Origin of the sequence: Microbacterium sp. SLBN-154 (assembly GCF_006715565.1) — a bacterium.
GTDB lineage: Bacteria > Actinomycetota > Actinomycetes > Actinomycetales > Microbacteriaceae > Microbacterium.
This window is the reverse complement of sequence record NZ_VFNL01000001.1, coordinates 1,957,621-1,982,079: the sequence shown is the minus strand read 5'-3', so window position 1 is coordinate 1,982,079 and position 24,459 is coordinate 1,957,621. Positions and strand designations below refer to the sequence as shown.

25 protein-coding genes are annotated in these 24,459 nt (G+C 69.7%); 12 read left to right on the top strand and 13 right to left on the bottom strand.

Annotated features, from left to right (window positions below):
• Nucleotides 1-2: 2 nt before the first annotated feature.
• The 3 genes from FBY40_RS09635 to FBY40_RS09625 are packed head-to-tail and all read right to left on the bottom strand — an operon-like array spanning nt 3 to nt 4,724.
• Nucleotides 3-1,169, bottom strand: coding sequence for an acyl-CoA dehydrogenase family protein (locus FBY40_RS09635; protein ID WP_141938302.1), 1,167 nt, complete (start codon nt 1,167-1,169; stop codon nt 3-5).
• A complete protein-coding gene (locus FBY40_RS09630; protein ID WP_442922862.1) occupies nt 1,150-3,123 on the bottom strand; it encodes an acetyl/propionyl/methylcrotonyl-CoA carboxylase subunit alpha in 1,974 nt (657 codons plus the stop codon). Before FBY40_RS09630 ends, FBY40_RS09635 begins: the two co-directional genes overlap by 20 nt.
• Complete coding sequence (locus tag FBY40_RS09625) at nt 3,120-4,724, bottom strand: carboxyl transferase domain-containing protein (protein WP_141938299.1); 1,605 nt, start codon at nt 4,722-4,724, stop codon at nt 3,120-3,122. The genes FBY40_RS09630 and FBY40_RS09625 overlap by 4 nt, the downstream gene beginning before the upstream one ends.
• 105 nt (nt 4,725-4,829) lie before the next feature.
• Here FBY40_RS09625 and FBY40_RS09620 point away from each other — a divergent pair, with 105 nt between their 5' ends.
• Both FBY40_RS09620 and FBY40_RS09615 read left to right on the top strand, forming a co-directional pair.
• On the top strand, nt 4,830-5,423 hold the full coding sequence (locus FBY40_RS09620; protein ID WP_141938298.1) for an SACE_7040 family transcriptional regulator: 594 nt from the start codon (nt 4,830-4,832) through the stop codon (nt 5,421-5,423).
• Nucleotides 5,424-5,442: 19 nt separating this feature from the next.
• Nucleotides 5,443-7,188, top strand: a complete 1,746-nt coding sequence (locus FBY40_RS09615; RefSeq protein ID WP_141938295.1) for an alkaline phosphatase family protein — start codon at nt 5,443-5,445, stop codon at nt 7,186-7,188.
• 16 nt (nt 7,189-7,204) lie between these two features.
• On the opposite strand, the gene FBY40_RS09610 is transcribed toward FBY40_RS09615, so the two are convergent.
• From FBY40_RS09610 to pdhA, 3 genes are read right to left on the bottom strand one after another with little or no spacing between them, the layout of a single operon-like run.
• Nucleotides 7,205-8,605 (bottom strand): dihydrolipoamide acetyltransferase family protein, encoded by a 1,401-nt coding sequence (locus FBY40_RS09610; protein ID WP_141938293.1) that lies wholly within the window; start codon nt 8,603-8,605, stop codon nt 7,205-7,207.
• A complete protein-coding gene (locus FBY40_RS09605) occupies nt 8,602-9,612 on the bottom strand; it encodes an alpha-ketoacid dehydrogenase subunit beta (RefSeq protein WP_141938291.1) in 1,011 nt (336 codons plus the stop codon). The genes FBY40_RS09610 and FBY40_RS09605 overlap by 4 nt, the downstream gene beginning before the upstream one ends.
• A 2-nt stretch (nt 9,613-9,614) precedes the next feature.
• The gene (gene pdhA, locus FBY40_RS09600; protein ID WP_141938289.1) at nt 9,615-10,742 is read right to left on the bottom strand and encodes a pyruvate dehydrogenase (acetyl-transferring) E1 component subunit alpha; all 1,128 of its coding nucleotides are present in this window, start codon (nt 10,740-10,742) and stop codon (nt 9,615-9,617) included.
• Nucleotides 10,743-10,904: 162 nt separating this feature from the next.
• On the opposite strand from pdhA, the gene FBY40_RS09595 reads away from it, so the two are divergent.
• Complete coding sequence (locus FBY40_RS09595; RefSeq protein WP_141938287.1) at nt 10,905-11,378, top strand: Lrp/AsnC family transcriptional regulator; 474 nt, start codon at nt 10,905-10,907, stop codon at nt 11,376-11,378.
• Here the strand turns inward: FBY40_RS09595 and FBY40_RS09590 are convergent.
• Nucleotides 11,350-12,354 carry an EamA family transporter gene (locus FBY40_RS09590; RefSeq protein WP_141938286.1) on the bottom strand — a complete coding sequence of 335 codons (1,005 nt, stop codon included), beginning with the start codon at nt 12,352-12,354 and terminating at the stop codon, nt 11,350-11,352. The genes FBY40_RS09595 and FBY40_RS09590 overlap by 29 nt on opposite strands.
• A 74-nt stretch (nt 12,355-12,428) precedes the next feature.
• Here FBY40_RS09590 and FBY40_RS09585 point away from each other — a divergent pair, with 74 nt between their 5' ends.
• Nucleotides 12,429-12,992: a CGNR zinc finger domain-containing protein gene (locus tag FBY40_RS09585; protein WP_141940116.1), complete on the top strand. Its 564-nt coding sequence runs from the start codon at nt 12,429-12,431 to the stop codon at nt 12,990-12,992.
• On the opposite strand, the gene FBY40_RS09580 is transcribed toward FBY40_RS09585, so the two are convergent.
• Entirely contained in the window at nt 12,952-13,851 is a 900-nt protein-coding gene (locus FBY40_RS09580) for an alpha/beta fold hydrolase (protein WP_442922861.1), read from the bottom strand. The two genes, FBY40_RS09585 and FBY40_RS09580, sit on opposite strands and share 41 nt — an antisense overlap.
• A gap of 53 nt (nt 13,852-13,904) precedes the next feature.
• On the opposite strand from FBY40_RS09580, the gene FBY40_RS09575 reads away from it, so the two are divergent.
• Nucleotides 13,905-14,660: an exonuclease domain-containing protein gene (locus tag FBY40_RS09575; RefSeq protein WP_141938284.1), complete on the top strand. Its 756-nt coding sequence runs from the start codon at nt 13,905-13,907 to the stop codon at nt 14,658-14,660.
• 45 nt (nt 14,661-14,705) lie between these two features.
• Here FBY40_RS09575 and FBY40_RS09570 read toward each other — a convergent pair whose 3' ends face one another.
• The 3 genes from FBY40_RS09570 to glgA all read right to left on the bottom strand — a co-directional run bounded on the left by FBY40_RS09570 (nt 14,706) and on the right by glgA (nt 17,094).
• Nucleotides 14,706-14,957: a type B 50S ribosomal protein L31 gene (locus FBY40_RS09570; RefSeq protein ID WP_141938282.1), complete on the bottom strand. Its 252-nt coding sequence runs from the start codon at nt 14,955-14,957 to the stop codon at nt 14,706-14,708.
• A gap of 115 nt (nt 14,958-15,072) precedes the next feature.
• A complete protein-coding gene (locus FBY40_RS09565) occupies nt 15,073-15,858 on the bottom strand; it encodes an ABC transporter ATP-binding protein (protein ID WP_141938280.1) in 786 nt (261 codons plus the stop codon).
• Nucleotides 15,859-15,888: 30 nt separating this feature from the next.
• The gene (gene glgA / locus FBY40_RS09560; protein WP_141938278.1) at nt 15,889-17,094 is read right to left on the bottom strand and encodes a glycogen synthase; all 1,206 of its coding nucleotides are present in this window, start codon (nt 17,092-17,094) and stop codon (nt 15,889-15,891) included.
• 77 nt (nt 17,095-17,171) lie between these two features.
• On the opposite strand from glgA, the gene FBY40_RS09555 reads away from it, so the two are divergent.
• The 3 genes from FBY40_RS09555 to FBY40_RS09545 are packed head-to-tail and all read left to right on the top strand — an operon-like array spanning nt 17,172 to nt 19,839.
• Complete coding sequence (locus FBY40_RS09555; RefSeq protein WP_124293102.1) at nt 17,172-18,416, top strand: glucose-1-phosphate adenylyltransferase; 1,245 nt, start codon at nt 17,172-17,174, stop codon at nt 18,414-18,416.
• Nucleotides 18,417-18,443: 27 nt separating this feature from the next.
• Entirely contained in the window at nt 18,444-19,082 is a 639-nt protein-coding gene (serB, locus tag FBY40_RS09550) for a phosphoserine phosphatase SerB (protein WP_141938276.1), read from the top strand.
• Nucleotides 19,083-19,116: 34 nt separating this feature from the next.
• Nucleotides 19,117-19,839, top strand: coding sequence for an alpha/beta fold hydrolase (locus FBY40_RS09545; protein ID WP_200829966.1), 723 nt, complete (start codon nt 19,117-19,119; stop codon nt 19,837-19,839).
• Between the two features lie 25 nt (nt 19,840-19,864).
• On the opposite strand, the gene FBY40_RS09540 is transcribed toward FBY40_RS09545, so the two are convergent.
• Nucleotides 19,865-20,575, bottom strand: a complete 711-nt coding sequence (locus tag FBY40_RS09540) for a beta-ketoacyl-ACP reductase (protein ID WP_141938274.1) — start codon at nt 20,573-20,575, stop codon at nt 19,865-19,867.
• Between the two features lie 78 nt (nt 20,576-20,653).
• On the opposite strand from FBY40_RS09540, the gene FBY40_RS09535 reads away from it, so the two are divergent.
• From FBY40_RS09535 to FBY40_RS09520, 4 genes are all read left to right on the top strand, one after another.
• Nucleotides 20,654-21,142: a DUF4190 domain-containing protein gene (locus FBY40_RS09535; protein WP_141938272.1), complete on the top strand. Its 489-nt coding sequence runs from the start codon at nt 20,654-20,656 to the stop codon at nt 21,140-21,142.
• Between the two features lie 193 nt (nt 21,143-21,335).
• Nucleotides 21,336-21,608, top strand: coding sequence for a DUF3099 domain-containing protein (locus FBY40_RS09530; RefSeq protein WP_235015081.1), 273 nt, complete (start codon nt 21,336-21,338; stop codon nt 21,606-21,608).
• Nucleotides 21,605-21,823, top strand: coding sequence for a hypothetical protein (locus FBY40_RS09525; protein ID WP_141938268.1), 219 nt, complete (start codon nt 21,605-21,607; stop codon nt 21,821-21,823). The genes FBY40_RS09530 and FBY40_RS09525 overlap by 4 nt, the downstream gene beginning before the upstream one ends.
• A gap of 20 nt (nt 21,824-21,843) precedes the next feature.
• Complete coding sequence (locus FBY40_RS09520; RefSeq protein WP_141938266.1) at nt 21,844-22,743, top strand: SURF1 family cytochrome oxidase biogenesis protein; 900 nt, start codon at nt 21,844-21,846, stop codon at nt 22,741-22,743.
• Between the two features lie 24 nt (nt 22,744-22,767).
• Here the strand turns inward: FBY40_RS09520 and FBY40_RS09515 are convergent, their stop codons facing one another.
• On the bottom strand, nt 22,768-24,366 hold the full coding sequence (locus FBY40_RS09515; RefSeq protein WP_141938264.1) for an ABC-F family ATP-binding cassette domain-containing protein: 1,599 nt from the start codon (nt 24,364-24,366) through the stop codon (nt 22,768-22,770).
• Nucleotides 24,367-24,459 lie beyond the last annotated feature (93 nt).

The window sequence follows — 24,459 nt, the reverse complement described above, 5'->3', positions numbered from 1 at the left end:
CGCTACCCGCCGAGTCCCAGCGCCCGCGAGATGACCAGCAGCTGCACCTCGGTCGTGCCCTCTCCGATCTCGAGGATCTTGGAGTCTCGGTAATGGCGCGCCACCGGGTACTCGTTCATGAACCCGTTGCCCCCGAAGATCTGAGTCGCGTCGCGGGCGTTGTCCATCGCCGCGTCGCTCGCGGTGACCTTCGCGATGGCTGCGGCGGTCTTGAAGGCCTTCCCGGCGTCCCGCAGCCGGGCCGCGTGCAGCCAGGCCAGACGAGCGTTGTGCACGCGCGCCTGCATCCGGGCGAGCATGAACTGGATTCCCTGCCGGCTCGCCAGCGGCGCAGCGAAGACGGTGCGCGACCGGGCGTAGTCCACTGCGGCCTCCAGACACCCCTCGGCCGCGCCGGTCGAAAGCGCGGCGATGGCGATGCGGCCCTCGTCGAGGATGTGGAGGAAGTTCGCGAAGCCACGCCCCTCCTCGCCGAGGAGGTGCGAGACGGGGACGCGCGCGTCGGTGAACGTGAGCGGGTGGGTGTCCGACGCCCGCCACCCCACCTTGTCGTACCCCGGCTCGACGGTGAATCCCGGAGTGCCGTTGGGGACGATGATCGTGGAGATCTGCTTCCGTCCCCCGGCCTCGCCGGTGACGGCGGTGACCGTGACGAAGCGGGTGATGTCCGTGCCGGAGTTGGTGATGAACTGCTTCGACCCGCTGATCACCCACTCCTCGCCGTCACGGCGGGCGGTCGTGCGGGTGGCTCCGGCATCCGAACCCGCCTCGGGTTCGGTCAGACCGAACCCGGCGAGCGCGCGACCGGCCAGGAGGTCGGGGAGGTACTCCTCGCGCTGCGCGTCGGTGCCGAAGCGGTGGATCGGCATCGCCCCGAGACTCACCCCGGCCTCCAGCGTGATGGCGATCGACTGGTCGACGCGGGCGAGCGCCTCGATCGCCAGGCACAGCGCGACGTAGTCCCCGCCCTGCCCGCCGACCTCCTCGGGGAAGGGGAGTCCGAACAGCCCCATCTCCCCCATCTGCGCCACCACGTCAAGCGGCAGCGTGTGGGTGCGGTCGGCTTCGTACGAGACCGGTGCGACGACCTCATCGGCGAACTGGCGCACGAGCTGCGCCAGCTCGAGCTCGGTCTCCTCGAGCGCGTACTCACTGAGCGGAATGGTCATCCTGGTCCTCCTCGACCTCCGCGACGATCTGGTCGCGGTTCACCTGGTCGCCGATTGCGACGTGGATCCGGACCGCGCCGTCGTGGGGCGCGATCACGATGTGCTCCATCTTCATGGCTTCGATGCTCACGAGGCGATCGCCCGCGGTCACCCTCGCGCCGTCCGCGACGTGCACGGCGACCACCGCCCCCGGCATCGGTGCGCGAACCTGCGGAGCCGAAGACGTTGTCCGGCGCGAGTGCGCGGCCAGGCGACGCGTCATCGCTTCCCGCCGATCGATGGGAGTCAGGCGATGCGTGGCCCCGTTCCGCCAGGTCCACACCGCGCCGTCCTCGGCGCGCGCGACGACCACCTCCGCCGTCGGCGTCGAGCCCGTCCGCGGGGCCGACACGACGCCGATGCCGTCCACGACGAACGACACGGTGTCCTCTACCGGCGCCCGCCCGCTGCGCCACCCGCGCAGGCTCCGCCACACCGGCCCTGCGCCCGATCGGGGACGCGTCGCCGGCCCCTCACCCGCTGCCGTCTCGATCGCCGCGGCCGCGGCCGCGAGCTCGACGTCGTCCGGTGCGGAGGGCTCGGGCTCCGGCATCCGGTCGATGATGCCGGTGTCGAGGTCGCCCGCCTGCACGTCCTCGCGGGCGAGCAGGGTCCGCAGGAACGCCACGTTCGTCTCGACGCCGGCGATCACCGTCGCTGCCAGTGCCTCATCCAGAGCCCGCAGGGCGCCCGCCCGATCGCCGGCGTGGGCGATCACCTTCGCGATCATCGGGTCGTAATCGGCGGTCACGATCGAACCGGTCCCGATGGCCGCGTCGGTGCGGATCCCTGGAGCGGGCCGCCACGCGAGGATCTCCCCCACCGACGGCACGAAGCCCCGCTCCGGACTCTCGGCGTAGACGCGCGCCTCGATGGCGTGACCTCGCATGCGCACGTCATCCTGCGCCACCGAGAGGGGAAGGCCGGCGGCGATGCGCACCTGCTCGGCGACGAGGTCGATACCGGTGACCTCCTCGGTCACGGGGTGCTCCACCTGCAGGCGGGTGTTCATCTCGATGAAGAAGAACTCCTCAGGGCGGGCCGCGGCGACGAGGAACTCCACCGTCCCCGCGCCCCGGTAGTCGACGCTCGCCGCGGCGGCACAGGCCGCGCGCCCGAGACGCTCGCGCGTCACGGGGTCGATCGCCGGAGATGGCGCCTCCTCGATGACCTTCTGGTGACGACGCTGCAGGGTGCATTCCCGCTCACCCAGATGGATCACGTGACCGTGATCGTCGGCGAGCACCTGCACCTCGATGTGGCGTGGGCTTTCGAGAAGCCGCTCGAGGAGCAGCGTGTCGTCACCGAACGCCGCGCGCGCCACGCGCCGGGCGCTCTCCACAGCCACAGAAAGATCGTCCGCGGCGCGAACGATCTGCATGCCCTTGCCTCCCCCGCCCGCCGACGGCTTGACCAGCAGCGGGAATCCGATCTCGTGCGCGGACCGGGCGATCTCGGCGTCATCCATCCCGGCGGCCGAGAAGCCGGGAACGGTCGGAACGCCGAAGCCGGCGACGTGCTCCTTCGCCCGGATCTTGTCGCCCATGACCTCCAGTGCCCTCTCGCCCGGGCCGATGAAGACGATGCCGGCCTCGGCGCACGCCCGTGCGAAGGCGACATTCTCGGAGAGGAAGCCGTAGCCCGGGTGGATCGCCTCCGCGCCCGACCGACGAGCGGCGTCGATGACGGCGGCGATGTCGAGATACGACGCGGATGCCGGCGCCGGGCCGATCCGGACCGCGTCATCGGCTTCGCGGACGTGCGGTGCGGCGGCGTCGGCGTCGCTGTAGACGGCGACGGCGCGGATCCCGAGGAGGCGGAGGGTGCGGATGACGCGGCGGGCGATCTCGCCGCGGTTGGCCACGAGGACGGTCTCGAAGACAGGAACAGGGTGGTCGCTGGTCACGGGGATCACATCCGGAAGACGCCGAACTGCGGCGTGGGCAGCGGTGTACGGCTGACGACATCGAGGGCCAGACCCAGGATGTCGCGGGTGTCGGCGGGGTCGATGACGCCGTCGTCCCAGAGTCGGGCGGTGGCGTAGTAGGGGCTGCCCTGCTCGTCGTAGCGGGCGCGGATCGGCGCTTCGAACGCGTCCTGATCGGCGGACTTCCAGTCTTCGCCTCGCGATTCGAGCTGATCCCGCTTCACCGTGCCGAGCACCGCCGCGGCCTGGGGCCCGCCCATGACCGAGATCCGGCTCGCCGGCCAGCTCCAGAGGAAGCGAGGCGAGTATGCGCGGCCGCACATCGAGTAGTTCCCCGCGCCGAAGGATCCGCCGATGATGACCGTGAGCTTGGGCACGCGGGTCGTGGCCACGGCGGTGACCATCTTCGCCCCGTCCTTGGCGATCCCGCCGGCCTCGGCATCGCGCCCCACCATGAATCCGGTGATGTTCTGCAGGAACAGCAGCGGCGTCTCGCGCTGGTCGCACAGTTCGATGAAATGCGCGCCCTTCTGAGCCGACTCCGAGAAGAGGACCCCGTTGTTGGCGACGATGCCGACCTGATGCCCGTGGATCCGCGCGAAGCCGGTGACGAGGGTGTCGCCGTACTCGCGCTTGAACTCGTGGAAATCGCTGTCGTCGACCAACCGCGCGATCACCTCACGCACGTCGTACGGCTGATTGACGTCCACGGGAACGACCCCGTAGAGCTCCGCGGGGTCGGCCTCCGGGGGGACGGTGTGTTCGACCTGCCAGACGGGATCCGGCTCGGCGGGGAGAGTGGCGACGATGTCGCGGACGATCTCCAGCGCATGCTCGTCGTCATCGGCGAGGTGATCGACCACGCCCGAGCGCCGGGCGTGCAACTCCCCACCCCCGAGCTCTTCGGGAGTGACGATCTCACCGATCGCGGCCTTCACCAGCGGCGGTCCGCCGAGGAAGATCGTCCCCTGGCCCCGCACGATGACGGTCTCGTCGCTCATCGCCGGCACATACGCCCCGCCCGCGGTGCACGACCCCATCACCGCTGCGATCTGCGGGATCCCTGCGGCTGAGAGTCGGGCCTGGTTGAAGAAGATGCGTCCGAAGTGGTCGCGGTCGGGGAAGACCTCGTCCTGCATCGGCAGGAAGGCACCGCCCGAATCGACCAGGTAGATGCACGGGAGGCGGTTCTCCAGGGCGATCTCCTGGGCACGAAGGTGCTTCTTCACCGTGAGCGGGAAGTAGGTCCCGCCCTTCACCGTGGCGTCGTTGCAGACGACCATGACGTGGCGTCCGTGCACGAGCCCGATACCGGCGACGACTCCGGCTGCGGGGGCCTCCCCGCCGTACAGTCCGTCGGCGGCCAGCGGGGCGATCTCGAGGAAGGGACTGCCCGGATCGAGCAGGCGGTCGACGCGGTCGCGGGGCAGAAGCTTGCCGCGGGCGACGTGGCGCTCCCGCGAGGCCGCAGGTCCACCGAGGGCTGCTGCGGCCAACCGGCGGCGAAGGTCGCCCGCCAGGTCGCGCTGCGCCGCTTCGGAGCGGCGGAAGTCGTCATCCCGACGCACGGTGGTGGTGAGCCTGGCCATGTCATCTCCGTTGACGTCACGATCCGGTCACGCCCGTTGTCGCGGCGCGCCGAGGACGGTTAGTGTGCGTTAACCGAGCTCTCACGTTAGCGGGGATTAACTGAAATGGCAAGCACCACGGGTCGTGATCGGGCCAAAGCGGACCGGCACTCCGCTCTCCTCGCCGAGGCGGCACGCCTCTTCGCCGAGCGGGGGTTCACCGGCGTCAGCCTGGAAGACCTCGGTGCGGCGGTCGGCGTGAGCGGCCCGGCGATCTACCGCCATTTCGCGAACAAGCAGGCCCTGCTCGGCGCAATCCTCGTCGGCGTGAGCGAAAGACTGCGCGACGGCGGACGAGCAGTGCTCGAGCGGACCGATGACGCCGACGCCCGCCTTACGCAGCTGGTGGCCTTCCACGTCGACTTCGCCCTGACCGACGCCGACGTCATCCGCGTCCAGGACCGCGACCTGGCCAATCTCGGCGACGAGGATCGTCGGACGGTGCGCCGTCTGCAGCGCGAATACGTGGAGATGTGGGTCGGCGTCCTCGCCGCCGTGCACCCGGATCGCAGCGAACAGGACCTCCGGGTGCGGGCCTACGCGTGCTTCGGCCTCATCAACTCCACTCCCCACAGCATCCGCACGGGTCAGGGCGCCCCCGACGAGGCGCACGTCCGCGGAATCCTGACCGACATGGCCGGAGCCGCACTGGCCGTCTGAGCGGTATCCTCGCTCCACGATGCGAGAGAACCCCGAACAGGAGGCCTCGACGTCCCGCCGTGACTTCTTGAAGGTCGGCGGCCTGGCGGCGGCCGGCTTCGCCGTGGGCGGAGCCACCGGCGCCGCCGGCGGCGCCGCGGTCGGTCATGCTGCCGGCGTGCGCGAGGGGGCGCAGGAGCTTCCGGCCCTGGCAGCACGCTCCGAGCCCGGCTTCGATCACATCGTCGTGTTCATGGGCGAGAACCGATCGTTCGACAACATGCTCGGATGGCTGTACACCCCCGAGACCCTTCCCGAGCGGACGCGGTTCGACGGACTCGCCTTCGGCGACTACGCGAATCTCTCGCCGCACGGCGACCGCGTCGGCGCTCACGTGTACTCCGGAGCGACCGACGTCGTGATGGGTCTTCCCAACCCCGACCCCGGCGAGGAGTTCCCGCACGTCAACACCCAGCTGTTCGGCCGCGTCGACCCGCCGGGCAATGCCACGGCGCAGGTGGGGCAGATGAGTCCCCCGTTCAACGCTCCCCCGCCCGGGACCGCACCGACGATGGACGGCTTCCTCCGGGACTACTGGAACAACTTCACCCGGCTGCGCCGAGGCACGGAGCCGACGCTCGAGGAGGCGTTCCAGATCATGGGCGGCTTCTCGCCCGAGCAGCTTCCGGTGCTGTCGACCCTCGCTCGGGAGTTCGCCGTCTTCGACGCCTGGTTCGCGGGCGTGCCGTCGCAGACCTATTGCAACCGCTCGTTCTTCCATGCCTCGACCTCCCACGGCTTCGTGACGAACAAGCACGGGGGCGGGTACGAGAAGTGGCTGAATGCGCCCGAGACCCCCACGATCTTCAATCGGCTCGAGGACGCGGGCCTGTCCTGGAAGATCTACTTCGATGAGATGCAGCTGGTCTCACTGACCGGCGTGCTGCACGCCCCGGTCCTGGAGAAGTACTGGCGGACCGACCACTTCGCCTTCATGCCGGAGTTCTACCGCGACGTCGAGAACGGCACGCTCCCCGCCTACGCCTTCATCGAACCGCGCCTGGCGTACAACCACAACGACTTTCATCCCCCCTTCGGGATCTACCGCTCGAGCGAGGTCGACGGCCGCCTGGTCATCGATTCGGCGGTCTCCGACGTCCGTGCCGGCGAGAAGCTGGTGGCGCGCATCTACGAAGCCATCCGCGCCAGCTCCAGCGCCACAGGGTCGAACGCCATGAACACGCTCCTCCTCATCACCTTCGATGAGCATGGCGGCACCTACGACCATGTCGCACCGCCTCGGGCGGTGCCTCCGGTGGAGGACGCCGCACCGGGAGAGATGGGCTTCGCTTTCGACAGGCTGGGCGGGCGCGTCCCCGCGATCGCGGTCTCGGCGTACACCCGCGCCGGAACCGTCATCAACGACGAGATGCACCACGGTTCGGTGATCGCGACCGTCGCCCGCCGTCACGGACTTCAGCCCCTCAATCGTCGGGATGCGGGGGCGAACACGCTGTTCTCGGTGCTGAACCTCAGCAGGCCCCGCCATCCCGCCACCTGGCCGACGGTCCACCCCATGTACCACCCGCCGAACCCGCAGGCCGACGAGCCGATCGACGTCACGTCATCGCCGCACCGGGACAAGCCCTTGAGCCCACCCGGCCGCGGGCTGCTCGGCCTCCTGCAGGCGCGATACGGCGAGGGCTCCCGGGGAGAACCGCAGACGTACGCCGAGGCGTACGACTACCTGCGCCGCCGGGGCAGGGGCCTGTTCACGCAGGCGTGACGGTTCCCCACCGCCCTCATCCCAGCAGCATCGCCCGTCCGGGTTCCCGCAGCACCGCCCCCACGTCGGCGAGGAACCGCGAACCCTGTTCGCCGTCGACGAGACGGTGATCGAACGACAGCGCGAGGGTGACCACGTCGCGCAGGGCGATCTGGCCGCGATGCTCCCAGGGCTGAGACCGAACCGCGCCGATGGCGAGGATCCCCGCTTCGCCAGGATTGAGGATCGGGGTCCCCGCATCCACGCCGAACACGCCGACGTTGGTGATGGAGAAGGTACCCCCGCGCATCGCCTCGGGCGAGGTCTTGCCGGCACGGGCCGTGGTCGCGAGGTCGCGGATCGCGTCAGCAAGCGCAGGGAGGGTCATCCGATCCGCGTCCCGGATGTTCGGTACGACGAGGCCGCGCTCGGTCGCAGCCGCGATCCCGAGGTGCACCCCGTGATACTGCACGATCTCACCGCTCTCGCCGTCCCACCGAGAGTTCAGCGTCGGGTGGTGACGCAGCGCGAGGCAGACGGCCTTGGCCGCCACGGCGAGGACGCCGATACGGTGGTCGGCGAGCGACCGGTCCTCGCGCAGGGAGGCGACGAGCTCGGTCGTCTCGGTGACATCGACGGTGAGGAACACGGTGACGTGCGGCGCGGTGAAGGCGCTGCGCACCATCGCATCCGCGGTGTGCTTGCGCACGCCCCGGATCGGGATCCGGGTCTCACCGACCTCCGCGGTGTCGTGCTCGAGGACGGATCTCACCGGCTGCTGATCTGCGCGGGCAGTCGTTTCTGCATAGCCGCGGACGTCGTCGCGGGTGATGAGACCGTCCTGGCCCGTCCCCGTCACAAGCGCGATGTCGACGCCCAGGTCTTTGGCGAGCTTACGGACCGGCGGCGTGGATCTCGGCCGTTCCTGCACCGACTCGACCGACTCCACGAGGCGGATGTCGTCGTGCGGTGCGACAGCGAGGACTGCGGTGTCGGTCGCGGTCGTCCGCGGCGTGGACGTGGCGATCCGCGGTCGGCGGCGCGGGCGGTTCCCGCTGCGCGGCGCGGCGCCGTAGCCGACGAGGTTGGGTCCGGCTGCGTCGTCGGCCGGTGCGTCCGAGACGGGGGCGGCAGGCGGAGCGGGATCGGCGGTCGCCGTCGACGACGCAGCCGGGGCCGCAGGGCGCGCGGACGCCTCGGCACCGACCTCGAAGGAGATCAGCGGCGAGCCGACCTCCACGACGTCTCCCGCGGCGGCATGCAGCGCCTGCACGACCCCGGCGTGCGGCGAAGGCAGTTCCACGACAGCCTTGGCCGTCTCGACCTCGGCGATGGTCTGATTCAGCGCGACGCGGTCGCCCTCGGACACGAGCCACTGCACGAGCTCGGCCTCGGGCAGTCCTTCGCCGAGATCGGGGAGGCGGAACTCCTGGATCACTGTTCGACTCCCGTCAGGCTGTTCGGGCGGTCGAGGACCCGGTCGACGGCATCGAGGACGCGGTCGAGGTCGGGAACGTGGTGCTTCTCGAGCTTCGCGGGCGGGTAGGGGATGTCGTGTCCCGTCACCCGGACAGGAGGCGTCTCGAGGTAGTGGAAGCACCGCTCTGTGACACTGGCGACCAGCTCGGCGCCTACTCCTGCCTCGCGAGCGGCCTCGTGGGTGACCACCACGCGCCCGGTCTTGCGCACCGAGGCGCCGACGGTCCGGTAGTCCACCGGCGACAGCGAGCGCAGGTCGATGACCTCGAGGGAGATGCCGTCCTCCTCCGCGGCAAGTGCGGCGTCCAATGCCGTGGCCACCTGGGCGCCATAGGTCAGCACGGTGACATCGGTGCCCTCCCGCGCGACGCGGGCAAGACCCATCGGCGGCGCATCGGCGGGATCGACGTCGAGGTGGACCTCCGCCTTGGTGTGGTAGAGCCGCTTGGGCTCGAAGTAGACCACCGGGTCATCCGAGGCGATCGCCTGGCGGAGCATGACGTACGCGTCCTGCGGGTTGGACACCGCCACGACGCGCAGACCCGACGTGTGGACGAAGTACGCCTCCGGCGACTCGGAGTGGTGCTCGGCCGCCCCGACACCCCCCGCCCACGGAATGCGGATCGTCAGCGGCATCCGGACGTTGCCGCGGGTGCGGTAGTGGAGCTTGGCGACCTGACAGACGATCTGATCGAAGGCGGGATACACGAAGCCGTCGAACTGGATCTCCACCACCGGCCGGAAGCCCCGCAGGGCGAGGCCCACGGCGGTGCCGACGATGCCCGACTCCGCGAGCGGGGTGTCGATGACGCGCTTGGCGCCGAACTCCTCCTGGAGGCGGTCGGTGACTCGGAAGACGCCGCCCAGCTTGCCGATGTCCTCGCCCATCACCAGCACCTTGGGGTCATCCGCCATCGCACGACGCAGACCCTCGTTGATCGCCTTGGCCATCGTCAACTGGACCATGGTCAGCTCTCCTGCGTCGCGGCGAAGCCGTTGAGGTACGCGGCGTAGGCAACACGCTGCTCGTCGATGCCGGAGTGGGGCTCGGCATAGACGTCGTCGAAGATCGACAGCGGCTCCCGGGTCACCGCCCCCATCGCAGCCTGGCGCACCTCGGCGGCGAGCGCGTCGGCGTCAGCGGCGACCTCGGCGACGAAGCCGTCGTCGAACGCATCCTCGGCACGCAGCAGCGCCTCCACCCGGTCGATCGGATCGCGGCGACGCCAGATCTCGACCTCCTCCTTGTCGCGGTAGCGTGTCGGGTCGTCCGAGGTGGTGTGCGGACCCATGCGATAGGTGACGGCCTCGAGGAACGCCGGGCCGCGGCCCTTCCGGGCGTGGTCGACCGCCCACCGCATCGCGGCGAGGCACGCCAGCACGTCGTTGCCGTCCACGCGCATGCTGGGGATGCCGAACCCGGGCGCGCGCCCTGCGATCGGGAACCGCGCCTGGACGCTGACCGGCTCGGAGATGGCCCACTGGTTGTTCGTGCAGACGAAGACCACCGGCGCACCGAACGAGGAGGCGAACACCATCGCTTCGTTGACATCGCCCTGGCTGGTCGCGCCGTCTCCGAAGTAGGCGGCGGCCACCTGGTCGCCCCCGTCGCGCTGGACGCCCATCGCGTAGCCGACCGCATGGAGCGACTGGGCGCCGATGATGATCTGCTGAGTCGCCGTGTGCAGCTTGTAGGGGTTGTAGGTGGAGTGGCCCTCGCCGCGCCAGGCCAGGACGTAGTCGGAGGGCTTGCCGCCCCGTGCGTAGACGACGCCGGTCTCGCGATAGCTCGGGAAGGCGAAGTCGTCCGCACGCAGCGCGCGGGCGGTGCCGATCTGCGTCGCCTCCTGCCCCTGGCACGGCGGCCACAGACCCACCTGGCCCTGCCGCTGGAGAGCCACGCCCTCCGCGTCGATGCGGCGCAGCAGCACCATGTCACGGTAGAGCCGCTGGATGGCGGCGGTGTCGACATCCTCGATCCACTGCTGCAGATCGGGATCGACGACGCGTTCGCCGGCGGGGGTCAGTAGACGAGCGACGTCGTCCACATCGGTGGCCAGATCAGCCATCGGATTCAGGGTGTGCACCGTTGTCATCCCTCCTCGAGGCGAGGCTCTCGTGAAGCGCCGCGCGTGAGTCGCCAGCAGCTTCGCTGACAAGCCTGAGGCTACTCGTTCTGTCACCTAGCTCAAGCTTCTTCGCGATGATTGAGCAACATGCGCAGACTGGGGTGATTCAGCCTGCTAATCTTTCGCAGTATGAGCACTCTCGATCACGTCGATCTCGAGCTTCTCGCCGCCCTCTCGGACGATCCGCGCGCCACGGTCGTCGCGCTGGCGGAGCGACTGGGCCTGTCGCGCAACACGGTCCAGGCACGGATGTCGCGACTCGAGCGCGCCGGCGTGTTCCTCTCCTACGAACGCGCGATCTCGCCGGAGGCCCTCGGCTTCCCGATCGAGGCGTTCCTCAGCGTCATCGTGCGACAGGCCGATCTCCCCCGCATCACCGCCGAGCTCGGACGCGTGCCCGAGATCGTTCAGGTCCACGGCTTGAGCGGCCAGGTCGATCTGTTGGTGCGCGTCGCCTGTCGCGACACTCAGCACCTCTTCGACACCGATGCCCGGATCCTCGCCATCGAGGGCGTCGAGCGTACCGAGACCTCCCTTGTCATGGGAGAGGTCATCGGCTACCGCGTGCGGCCGCTCATGGAGCTGGCACGACGGGACGCGTAACCCCTGCTCCCCGGGCATCGACCGAGGACGCCGCGTCGAGGCGGACGAGGATCACGCCGACGAGGATGAGCGCTCCGCCGACGAACTGAACGGCGGCGGGGATCTCCGAGAGGAAGATCCAGGCGAAGGCCAGGGCGAAAAGCACCTCCGACAGTCCGACGAAGGACCCTACGCGGGAGCCGATCCGCGGCACGGCCATCACCCCCAGACCGTATCCGACCGTGGTCGCCACCGCAGCGACCCACAGCAGCGGCAGCCACCACGCCACCTCCGCCCCCGCCAGCGTCACCGTCACGGCGACGGCGCGGAACGGCAGAACGCCGGTCGCGCACAGCACGGCCATCACCAGGCTGCCGAACAGCAGTCCGGCGGCGGCCAGCGCAAGGGGCGGCAGATCGCCTCCGGCGCGCTCGGCGATGACGAAGTACGCGCAGACGCACACCGCCGCGCCGAGCGCGAACAGCACGCCGATCGGGTCGAACGCGGCTCCGGAGATGTCGACGACGAGCACCAGACCCAGAACCGCGACCACCGACCCCGCGAGGACGAGCACCGACGGCCGCCGGCGGGTGCGGATCCAGACCGCGACGACGAGGATCACGGGTGCCAGGTACTGGATGAGAAGCGCCACCGCCACCGGCATGCGCTGCATCGCCGAGAAGAAGAGCAGCTGACATCCGAGCACCGGCATGAGCCCGAAGGCGACGATGAGGGGCCAGTGGCGTCGGACGAACCCGCGCTGGCGACGAATGGCCACCAACAGGGCCGGCAGGAGGACGAGGGCGGCGACACCCATCCGCACCAGGAGCGCGGCTCCGAGCGACCACCCGGCCTCCAGCAGCGGCTTCATGAACGGCCCGCTCGAGGAGAATGCCAATGCCGAGGCCAGGGCCATCACCAGGCCCGTGGTGGCCGCCCGCGACGCAGCCGCGGGAACGACCAGGGGAAGCACGGGGAGCGGGGCGGTCGCGGTCATCAGGTCATCCGTCTGTCAGGAGTCAAGCATGCGTACACTGGTGACACTAGCGTCGGCCGATGTCAGGAGTCAACATGGTGTTCATTCATGACACCGAGAGCAATCTCCGTGCTGCCGCGTACCTGGTCAACACCCTCCCCGGCGTGGGTGGTGTCGACGCGGCGGACACCCTCACGACCCTCGAGCAGTTCGATGAATACCTGCGGATCAACCCCTACACCGGCGTCATCCGTCGTGATGACGCCGAACTCTCGGCGCTGCGCGGAGTTCGCCGACCGCTGCAGGGGCTGTGGGACGTCGACCGCGACGGAGCGGTGCCCCTGGTCAACGAGATGCTGCGACGCGGACATGCCCTCCCCCGTCTGATGAAGCATGACGGAATGGACTGGCACATCCACGCCACGTCCGACGATGCCCCCCTGGCCACGCGGGTGCTCGTCGAAGCGGCCATGGCCTTCGTGGACGTCATCCGCGCCGACGAGTACGACCGCGTGCGGCGGTGCGCCGCCGATGACTGCGACGGTGTCTACGTCGATTTCTCCAAGAACAAGTCCAAGCGCTACTGCGACACCGGCAACTGCGGGAACCGGATGAACGTCAACGCGTATCGGCAGCGGAAGGCGCAAGAAAGCGAGTGATGGCGGCGGCTGCGGGCCCGGGGGTCTCGTAGTGGATCAGGTGCCCCACCTCGGGGATCTCCACCAGCTCCGCCCGGGGGAACAGCGTCCGCAGCCGCCGCTGCGCGGCAAGGGGTGTGATGTCGTCGCGCTCGGCGACGATGAGGAGCGTCGGCTGCGCGATCTCGGGCGCGAAAACCCGCACGTCGTTGCCGACCGAGGTTTCGAACGCCTCGCGGAGGACGTCACGGTCGGCGAAGCGCGAGAAGTATCGATCGTGCTGGTCGTGGATGTAACGGCGCAGATCGCGGCGGCGCGTCTTGGCCATCGCGACACTCATCCCGCGGACGATCGCACGCTGCCGAAGCACCCACTCCCCAGCCGGGCGCGGCAGGCGGGCGCCCATCCGGTAGTAGAGCACCGCGAGACGGGTGAGGAGGCCACGGGGACCCTCCAGCGCCGGCGCGCCGATGGGGTTGATGAGGATGAGCCGTGACGTCGGAAGCCCTCCGGCCACCGCCGCCGATGCCACGATCGAGCCGAACGAGTGACCCAGGATCACCGCCTCCGGGGCGAGGGTCGCGTGGAGCGCGGTGAGCCAGGCGCGGTAGGCGTCGATGTCGTGTCGCCGCCCGGGAAGGGGGGTCGAATCCCCGAAACCGGGAAGGTCGGGGACGATCACGCGCATATCGGGCAGAAGCCCGATGATCGCGGCCAACCCGTGGTGGTCGCCGCGGAACCCGTGCACCGCGAGCACGGTGACGGCGGCGTCGGCGGGCCCGTATGTCCAGTAGGCGGTCCGACCGCCCAGGACCTCCACCCGGTCGCCCTCGGGCACCACGGCGCGCGGGGCGGGAACCTCCGGGTGCGGAATCGACACGCTCGAGTCTAACCGGGAGCCGATGTCGGGACCGGCGCGTACGGTGCGGAGCCATGACGATCCCTCGCTCCGTCCCCGATCCCGCTGCGTCGGCTCCGGTTCCCCTCCGCGACGACCCGCCGCCGTGGCTCTGTGTCGTGGGGGTGTTCGACCTCGAGACCACGGGTGTGGATGTCCGCACCGACAGGGTCGTGACGGCGCACGTCGGGTTGCTGGATGCCACGGGCACAGCGGTCTGCGGTCGGTCGTGGCGGGCCGACCCCGGTGTGGAGATCCCCCCGGCGGCGACCGCTGTGCACGGGATCACCACCGCCGAGGCCCGCGCCACGGGCCGGCCCGCAGCGGAGGTCGTGGCCGAGGTGGTCGGGTGTCTCCGCGGCATCCTCGACGCCGGCATTCCGGTGGTCGCCTACAACGCCGCCTACGACTTCTCGCTGCTGCGCCACGAAGCCCTTCGGCACGGCGTCGTGCCGCTGGAGCATCCGAATCCGGTCTTCGATCCGCTCGTCATCGACCGGCACTACGACCGCTATCGACGGGGGAAGCGCACCCTCACGAGGGTGGCGGAGCACTACGCGGTCACCCTCGACGAGGCGCATGAAGCGGCTGCTGATGCGCGGGCGGCGGGACGCGTGGCCCAGGCCCTCGCTCGCCGATACCGGGGCCTGCTCCCGTCGACAGCTCGTCAGATCCACGTCGAGCAGATCGCGTGGGCGCGCGACCAGGCTGCCAGCCTCACCGAGTACTTCGTGAGGATCGGTCGCATCGATGCCGGCGATCCGATCGACGGCACGTGGCCGGTGCGATGACGCGAAGAAGCCCCCGACCGCGGTCGGGGGCTTCTTCGCGGTGGCTCAGCGGCCGCCGAAGTTCTTGAAGCGCTGGTTGAACTTCTCGACGCGACCGGCCGAGTCGAGGATGCGCTGCTTGCCCGTGTAGAACGGGTGCGACGCCGACGAGATCTCGACGTCGATGACGGGGTACTCGACACCATCGAGGTCGATCGTCTTGTCGCTGGTGACGGTGGAACGGGTGAGGAAGGTCTCGCCCGAGCCGAGGTCGCGGAAAACGACCGCGCGGTAGTCGGGGTGGATGTCAGTCTTCATGGGAATCCTTGCGGGAGCGACGGAAAGTCTGTTGTGCGAGAGCACCAGCGGATGAGTCTACCAGGCGTCGGCCCGGACCACCGAACCGGGTTCCGCCGGACAGCGGGCGCGGTCGTCACCGGGCAGCGCGGGCGGTGAAGCGTCCGTCTTCCTCGCGGAGCGTGATCGGCGTGCCGAAGGTCTCCGTCAGCGACTCCCCCGTCAGCGCCTCGGAGAGCGGCCCGGCCGCGACGGCGCGCCCCTCGCGGAGCAGCAGAACATGGGTGAAGCCCACGGGGATCTCCTCCACGTGGTGCGTGACCATCACCATCGCCGGCGTGGTCGGCGCCTGAGCGTACCCGCCCAGCAGCAGCAGCAGCTCCTCCCGCGCACCGAGATCCAGGCTGGCGGTCGGTTCGTCCAGGAGCAGCAGCTCCGGGTCGGTCATGATGGAGCGCGCGATCTGCACGCGCTTCTGCTCACCATCCGACAGCGTGCCGAACGTGCGATCGGCCAGCTCGTCCAGACGCCACTCGGCGAGGACGCGCAGGGCTCGGCGCTCGTCGATGTCCTCGTAGTCCTCGCGCCAGCGCCCGACCACGGAGAACGCCGCGGTCAGGACGACGTTGAGAACGGTCTCGTCCTCGGGGATCCGCCGCGCCATGGCGCTGGAGGCGAAGCCGATGCGCGGACGCAGCTCGAAGACATCCGTCCGACCGAGGCGCTCGCCGAGGATCGTGACCGCACCGGAGGTCGGATGGATCAGGGTGTCCGCGAGCTGGAGGATCGTGGTCTTCCCCGCACCGTTGGGGCCGAGCACCACCCACCGCTGATCGTCGCTGACCTCCCAGTCGAGGTGATCGACGATGTCACGGGCGTTTCTGCGGACGACGACGTCGGAGAACTCCAGCACCTGCGGCATGACCCCAGCCTATCGGCCGGGCCCCCGCCGTCACGGCGCCGCGGCGACCTCCCGGTACAGAGCGGCCGTCTGAGCGGCGATGCTGTGCCAGCTGAAGTCGGAGATCGCCCGCTGTCGCCCCGCATCCCCCCACGCCCGGGCCCGAGTGGGGTCGGCGACCACGTCGGTGAGGGCGGCGGCGAGGTCGTCGACGAACCGGTCGGGGTCCAGCGGCGTCCCCGTGCCGTCGTCCATCTGCTCGATCGGCACGAGACGGCCGGTGACCCCGTCGACGACGACCTCGGGGATGCCGCCCGTGGCGGTGCCGACGACCGCGGCGCCGCACGCCATCGCCTCGAGGTTCACGATCCCGAGGGGCTCGTACACCGAGGGGCAGACGAAGGCGGTCGCGGCGGTGAGCACGGTGCACAGTTCGTGGCGCGAGAGCAGGCGGTCCAGCCACACCACTCCGTCGCGCGTTTCCTGGAGGCCTCGGACGAGCTCCTCCACCTCCGCCATGATCTGCGGGGTGTCCGGAGCACCGGCGCACAGCACCAGCTGCACCTCCGGCGGCAGCTGGGCCGCGGCGCGCAGAAGATACGGCAGACCCTTCTGCCGGGTGATCCGACCGACGAAGACGACCGACGGCCGTGCCGGGTCGACTCCCAGTCGGGACAGGAGGGGATCGTCCGTCACGGGGTGCCATGAGCCGGTGTCGATCCCGTTGTAGATGACTCGCACCTTGCCCGGATCGACCGCGGGGTAGCTGCGGAGGATGTCCGCGCGCATGCCTTCGCTGACCGCCACGATCGCCGCAGCGTGCTCGTAGGCGACCTTCTCCACCCAGCTGGACACCGCGTATCCCCCGCCGAGCTGTTCGGCCTTCCACGGCCGAAGCGGCTCGAGGCTGTGCGCGGTGAGCACGTGCGGGATGCCGTGCAGAAGCGAGGAGAGGTGGCCGGCGAAGTTGGCGTACCAGGTGTGACTGTGCACGACGTCGGCGCCGGCGACATCCGGCACGATCTCGAGGTCGGTGCCGAGGGTCTGCACCGCGGCGTTGGCGCCGGTCAGCTCTGCGGGCACCCGGTACGAGGTCGTGGCCGCCTCGTCACGGTCGGCCCCGAACGCGCGCACGCGCACGTCGACCGGCGACCCGGTGCCCCCGTCTCGCAGCGCCCGGACCAGTTCGGTGACGTGCACCCCGGCGCCTCCGTAGATCTCCGGCGGGTATTCCTTGGTGATCATGTCCACGCGCATGGGTCGAAACCTAGTACACGTCGGCATCTCTGGACAGTCGCTGGGTACCAGCGCGAAACCGGGCCTAGGGTGGTGCCATGCCTGCAGCGCCGAAGGTCTTCGGAATCATCCTCGCCGGCGGCGAGGGGAAGCGACTCATGCCCCTGACCGCCGACCGCGCCAAGCCCGCCGTGCCGTTCGGCGGCCAGTACCGGCTCATCGACTTCGCGATATCGAACCTCATCAACTCGGGGCTCCGACAGATCGTCGTCCTCACCCAGTACAAGTCCCACAGCCTCGACCGTCACGTGTCGCAGACGTGGCGGATGTCGGCCCTGCTGGACTCCTACGTCGCCTCGGTGCCCGCGCAGCAGCGGCTCGGCAAGCGCTGGTTCTCGGGGTCGGCGGATGCGATCCTCCAGAGCCTGAACCTCATCAACGACGAGCAGCCCGACATCGTCATCGTGATCGGCGCCGACCACGTGTACCGCATGGACTTCCGGCAGATGCTCGCCGCGCACATCGAGTCGGGCGCCCGGGCCACGGTGGCCGGCATCCGCCAGCCGATCTCGCTGGCCGACCAGTTCGGCGTCATCGACGTCGATCCCGACGACCCGAGCCGCATCCGCGACTTCCTCGAGAAGCCGCAGCACCCCGAGGGCTTGGCGGATGCGCCCGATCAGGTGCTCGCGTCCATGGGCAACTACATCTTCGACGCCGACGCTCTGATCGAGGCGGTCGAGGCCGACGGCGAGATCCCGACCTCCAACCACGACATGGGCGGGGACATCGTCCCGTACTTCGTCGGTCGCGGTGAGGCGGGCGTCTACGACATGGTCCGCAACGACGTGCCGGGGTCGACCGATCGCGACCGGTCGTACTGGCGCGACGTCGGGACGATCGACTCGTTCTTCGAGGCCCACCAGGATCTCATCTCGACGCTGCCCGTCTACAACCTCTACAACATGCAGTGGCCGATCCACTCGCAGGCCGTCAACTCGCCGCCCGCGAAGTTCGTCCGCGACTCGGTGGGCCGGATCGGCAACTCCATCGATTCGATCGTCTCGCTGGGTTCGGTCCTCTCCGGGACGCATCTCGAGCGCAGCGTGGTCGGTCCGTGGACGCTCGCAGCCGGGGGCTCGACGATCACCGATGCCGTGCTGTTCGACCACGTGCAGGTGGGTGCCGGCGCCAGGATCCATCGCGCCATCCTCGACAAGAACGTCGTCCTTGCCGACGGGGCCACCGTGGGGGTCGACCGCGAACGCGACATCGCCCGCGGATTCACCGTCACCGACAGCGGGATCACCGTGGTCGGCAAGGGAGTCTTCGTCGATCGGTGACCCTCGGTCCGCCGCTACGGTGGACGGGTGAGCGACCCCGCGCGATTCCTCGTCGTCCTCGACGCCGATTCGACCCTGATCCGCAACGAGGTGATCGAACTCATCGCCGATGAGGCCGGCCGCGGAGCGGAGGTCGCCGCCGCCACGGAGGCGGCGATGCGCGGCGAGGTCGACTTCGCCACGAGCCTGCGCGCCCGGGTGGCGAAGCTGACCGGAGTTCCGCTGGCGGCGCTCGACCGCGTGCGCGCACGAGTCGAGCCGACCCCGGGGGCCGCCGAGCTCATCGCCGCGGTGCATGACCGCGGCGGAATCGTCGGCGTCGTCTCCGGCGGCTTCCACGAGATCCTCGACCACATCGCGCCGTCGCTCGGTGTCGATCTGTGGCGGGCCAACCGGCTCGCCGTCGCGCACGACGCGCTGACCGGCCAGGTCTCCGGTGCGATCGTCGACGCCGAGGGGAAAGCAGCCACCCTCGTGGCGTGGGCCGATGACCACGGCGTTCCGCGAGAGCGCACCGTCGCGATCGGCGACGGTGCGAACGATCTCCTGATGATGTTGGTCGCCGGACTCGGCCTCGCCTTCAACGCCAAGCCGCTCGTCCGGGAACGGGCCGACCTCGTGATCGGGCCGGTGGATCTGCGCGAGGTGATCCCCCTCCTGCCGTAGGGCGGTGTCGCAGACCGGGAGTACGGTGGCGGCCATGGACGTCCTCCTGGTTCCCGGACTCTGGCTCACTGCGTCGTCGTGGGATGAGGTGGTGCCGGGTCTGCGAGCCGCCGGGCTCGCACCCGTCCCCCTCACCATGCCGGGCATCCGGCGCGGCGACATCCCTCCCGACCCTGCAACCGCCGACATCGGCATCGGCGAATGGATCGATGCCGTCGTGGCCGAGATCGACAGGCGGGAGCCTCCCGTCGCTCTGGTCGGTCACAGCGGAGGCGGCAACGTGATCTACGGCGCCGCCGACCTCCGGCCGACGAAGGTGGCGCACCTGGTGTTCCTCGACACCTTCCCGCCGTCAGACGGCGGCATCATCTCCGAGTTCCCGGTCGACGACGACACCGTGCCGTTCCCCGGGTGGGACTTCTTCGACGATGACGACGTCGACGACCTCCATCCGGACGTGCGGGATCGGGCCATGGCGCATATCGGGGTGGTGCCCCGCCGAGTCCCCACCGACCCCGTCTCGCTCACCGACGACCGGCGCCGCGAGATCCCGGCGACGATCCTCACCAACACCGTCTCGCCCGAGCAGATCGAGGAGATCCGTCAGGATCCGCCCGCGTGGGCCGCCGGCCTCGCCGCGCACGGCCCCCTGCGCGCCGTCTCGCTCCGCGCGCCCGATGAGGCCAGCGGCCACTGGCCGCAGTTCTCCAAGCCCGATGCCGTCGCGCGTGCGATCGCGGAGGCGCTCGGACGGTGATCCGTCGCGATGACGACCGCCCGGGTCAGTGCCCCATGCCGAGTCCGCCGTCGACCGGGATCACCGCGCCGGAGATGTAGGCCGCGTCGTCGGAGGCCAGCCACGCGACGACGCCCGCGACCTCGGCCGCGTCGCCGAAGCGTCCGGCGGGGATGTTCTTCTTGTACTCGGCCTGGGTGTCAGCGGGCAGCTCGGCGGTCATGTCGGTCTCGATGAACCCCGGTGCGACGACGTTCGTCGTGATCCCCCGCGCCCCGAGCTCGCGGGTGAGCGACCGCGCGAACCCCACGAGTCCGCTCTTGGAGGCCGCGTAGTTCACCTGCCCGGCGGAACCGTAGAGGCCGACCACGCTGGAGATGAGGATGATGCGCCCGAATCGTGCGCGGATCATGCCCTTCGACGCCCGCTTGACCACCCGGAACGCCCCACCGAGGTTGGTGGCGACGACGCTGTCGAAATCGTCCTCGCTCATGCGCATCAGGAGGGTGTCGCGCGTGATCCCGGCGTTCGCGACGACGATCGTCACGGGACCGAGAGCCTGCTCCACCTCCGTCATCGCCGCATCGAGCGAGGCGGCGTCGGTGACGTCGGCCCGGACGGTGAGCGCGCCGTCGGGGCCCTCGCCCGAACGGGCGGTGACGGCCACCCGGTAGCCGTCGGCCACGAAGCGCTCGGCGATGGACCGCCCGATGCCGCGGTTTCCGCCGGTGACCAGGACGACACGTTCGTTGCTCATCCTCACAGCCTAGCCAGGCAGGTTTGACACCCGGGACGGCGGCCTGAAACGCTGGAGTGAGACGAGAAAGGGCGCACCGTGAGCACACCCGAGAACCCGCAGGGCACCGATCCGACCACCCCCGCGGTTCCGCCGTACCCCGGATCCCCGCAGGGCTCCTCGGCGCCCGCTCAGCCGCCGGCCTACGGTCAGCCGCCCGCACAGACCCCCTACCCCGGCCCGTCCCCCTACGGCGCGACCGCCCCGTACGGGAGCCAGCCTCCGTACGGGAACGCGCCGTACGGCGCGTACGCGGCCCCGAGGACGAATGTCCTGGCGATCGTCTCCCTCATCTCGTCCATCGCATCGTTCGTCGTCCTCCCCTTCATCGGCTCGCTCGTCGGCGTGATCACGGGCCACATGGCCCTTTCGCAGATCAAGCGCACCGGCGAGCAGGGCCGCGGTCTCGCACTCGCCGGCATGATCGTCGGGTACGTCGGCCTCGGGTTCATCCTTCTGTTGGTGCTGTTCTTCCTGTCCTTCCTGCCGCTGATCATCGGCAGCGCCACCACCGGCACGCTCTCCTGAGCAGGCCGGTCGCGCGTCGCCGTCGTCGAGATCTCTTGCGATCGAGAAAGTGTTGATCTCGGCCGGAGCCGCCTCCCTCCACGCGGCGTACCCTTATCCCATCGTGAACCGCTCGTCGAGGCCTCCATCCGCCACGTCGCTGCCCCGCGCACCTCGTGACGATTCCGGTGCGCGGTCGGCGCGTTACCTCGCCATGATGGGTGTGCGCGTCCTGTGCTTCGTGCTGATGGTTCTCATCACCCCCTACGGCTGGTACACCTGGGTGTTCGCCCTCGGCGCGGTCTTCCTCCCCTACGTGGCTGTGGTGTTCGCCAACGTCGGCGCGACGGATCGCGTGGCGCGCTCGGAGAATCCGGAGCGCCAGATCGCGACGCCGGTCGACTCGGCGCCGCCGCCCGCCCCGGCCGACCGCGTTCTGCGCATCCAGGAGTCCGCTCCGCCCCCGCGGCGCGGAGAGGGCGAGTGAGCACCGGCGAGTCACCGGCGCAGTGCTCACGCGCGGGATGCCGCGCCGCGGCGTCGTGGCTGATCCGCTGGCGGAATCCCCGCATCCACAGCGCTGATCGGTGGAAGTCGTGGGTGGCCTGCGACGAGCATCGCGAGTATCTGCGCGAGTTCCTCGCCGCGCGCTCGTTCCCTCTCGATGTGTCCCCCCTCGATCCGGTGGTCAGCGGACCGTGACGGCGACGAGATCTTCCGCCGTGGTCCGCTGGACCGGATACGCACTCGTGGCCGTGCTCTTCGCGATCGCGTGCGCCTTCCTGTCGAACTGGCAGTTCTCGCGCAACGCCGAGCGCGCCACCGAGCTGCGGATCGTGGAGCAGAATTACGACGCCGCCGCGGTGCCCCTCGAAGAGGTGGTTCCCACCGGATCGGCGCTCGACCCCGAGGACGAGTGGCGTCCGGTCGAGCTCATCGGGCAGTACCTCGGCGACGAACAACTGCTCGTACGCAACCGGCCGCACGGGGGCACCGCGGCTTTCGAAGTCCTCGTGCCGTTCCGCATGGATGACGGCAGGGTCGTCCTGATCAATCGCGGCTGGGTTCCCCCGGGTGCCGATCAGGCCGAGCCCGACGCGGTCCCGGCGCCACCGGCGGGGACGGTGACGGTCGAGGCTCGTCTCCGACCGGAGGAGGCGGCGCCACGGTCGGGCCGGTCGGCACCCGAGGGCCAGGTGCCGACCATCAACATCGCTCTGGTCGCAGAGCGTCTGCCCGCCGACACCGCGAACGCCCTGCAGCCGTCTCTCTACGCGCTGATGTCGAGCGAGGATCCGGCCGCCCCCGCTGCGCCGACGGCTCTCGAGATCCCGTCCGAAGACCCCGGTCCCCACCTGTCCTACGCGATCCAGTGGATCCTGTTCGCGATCATGGGGTTCATCTTCATCGGTTACATCATCCGCACCGAACTCCGGTACCGGCGGGAGGACCAGGAGGATGACGGAACGGGCGCCCCTTCCGCCCGCGCCGACTCGCCTCCTTCGGCCACGGCCGTCGACGACGTCGTCCCGCGAGCGCGCCGAGGGAGGCGTCGCAACGATCCCGACGCGAGCGAAGAGGACGCCCTGCTCGACGCTGCCGGCTCCGATCGTCGGACCTGAGATCCGACGCGGACGGAGTGCGGATCACGCCAGCGAGATCAACTCGGCGTAATCGCGTCCCCAGATGTCCTCGACACCGTCCGGCAGGATGAGAACCCGCTCCGGGTTCAGGGCGTGAACGGCGCCCTCGTCGTGCGAGACGAGGACGACGGCGCCCTCGTAGTGCGCGAGGGCATCGAGGATCTCCTCGCGCGATGCGGGGTCGAGGTTGTTGGTCGGCTCGTCGAGCAGGAGCACGTTGGCGCTCGAGACCACGAGCGTCGCCAGCGACAGGCGCGTCTTCTCTCCGCCCGAGAGCACCCCGGCGGGTTTGAGCACGTCGTCACCGGTGAAGAGGAACGAGCCGAGGACTTTGCGAGCCTCGGTGGCGGTGATGTTCGGCGCCGCCGACATCATGTTGTCCAGCACCGACCGCGAGACATCGAGGTTCTCGTGCTCCTGTGCGTAATAGCCGATCTTCAGTCCGTGGCCCGGATCGACCTGACCGGTATCGGGGGCGTCCACCCCCGCGAGGATGCGCAGCAGTGTCGTCTTGCCGGCACCGTTGAGGCCGAGGACGACGACCTTCGAGCCGCGGTCGATGGCGAGGTCGACGTCGGTGAAGATCTCCAGCGATCCGTAGGACTTCGACAGGCCGGCGGCGGTCAGCGGCGTCTTCCCGCACGGGGCGGGCTTGGGGAAACGGAGCTTGGCGACCCGATCCTCCTGGCGGACCTCGTCGAGGCCTGCCAGCATCTTTTCCGCCCGCGCCACCATCTGGTGGGCAGCGGCAGCCTTCGAGGCCTTCGCCCCGAACCGGGCCGCCTGCTGCTGCAGCACGGTGGCCTTCTTCTCGACGTTCGCGCGTTCCTTCTTCCGGCGTTCCTCGTCGGCCACCCGCTGGCGCAGGTAGTTCTTCCAGTTCATGTTGTAGACGTCGATCACCTGGCGGTTGGCGTCGAGGTAGAACACCCGGTTCACCGTCTCACCGACCAACTCCACGTCGTGGGAGATCACGATGAGTCCGCCTTTGTAGCCCTTGAGGAACTCGCGCAGCCACACCACGCTGTCCGCATCGAGGTGGTTGGTCGGCTCGTCGAGGATCATCGTGCCGGCGTCCGAGAACAGGATCCGGGCGAGCTCGATGCGCCGGCGCTGACCGCCGGACAAGGTCTTCAGCGGCTGATCCAGGATGCGGTCGGGAAGCGACAGGTTGTGGGCGATCGACGCGGCCTCGGCCTCGGCTGCATACCCGCCCAGAGCTTCGAACCGCTCGGTGAGCTGGGCGTAGCGACGCATGGCACGCGCCGCCACGTCGGGATCGTCGGAGGCCATCGACACCGACGACTCCTGCATGCCGATCGCGATCGTCCCGAGGCCTCGTGCATCGAGGATGCGCGTGCGTGCGAGCATCTCCGGGTCACCGGAACGAGGATCCTGCGGAAGGTAGCCGATCTCTCCCGAACGGTCGACGCGGCCGTTGGAGGGAAGCAGGTCACCGGCGAGGACCTTCGTGAGGGTCGTCTTCCCGGCGCCGTTGCGGCCCACCAGACCGACCTTGTCGCCGCCGGACACCCGGAACGACACCTCGGACATCAACACGCGGGCACCCACGCGGATCTCGAGGTCGTGTACGGCGAGCACGGCGAACGTCCGATCGGTCAGCAGGGAGGGAGAGGCCGAGTGGCCAGCGTCCCAGTATACGACTGCATCGGCTTCGCCTCAGCCGGTGGCGTC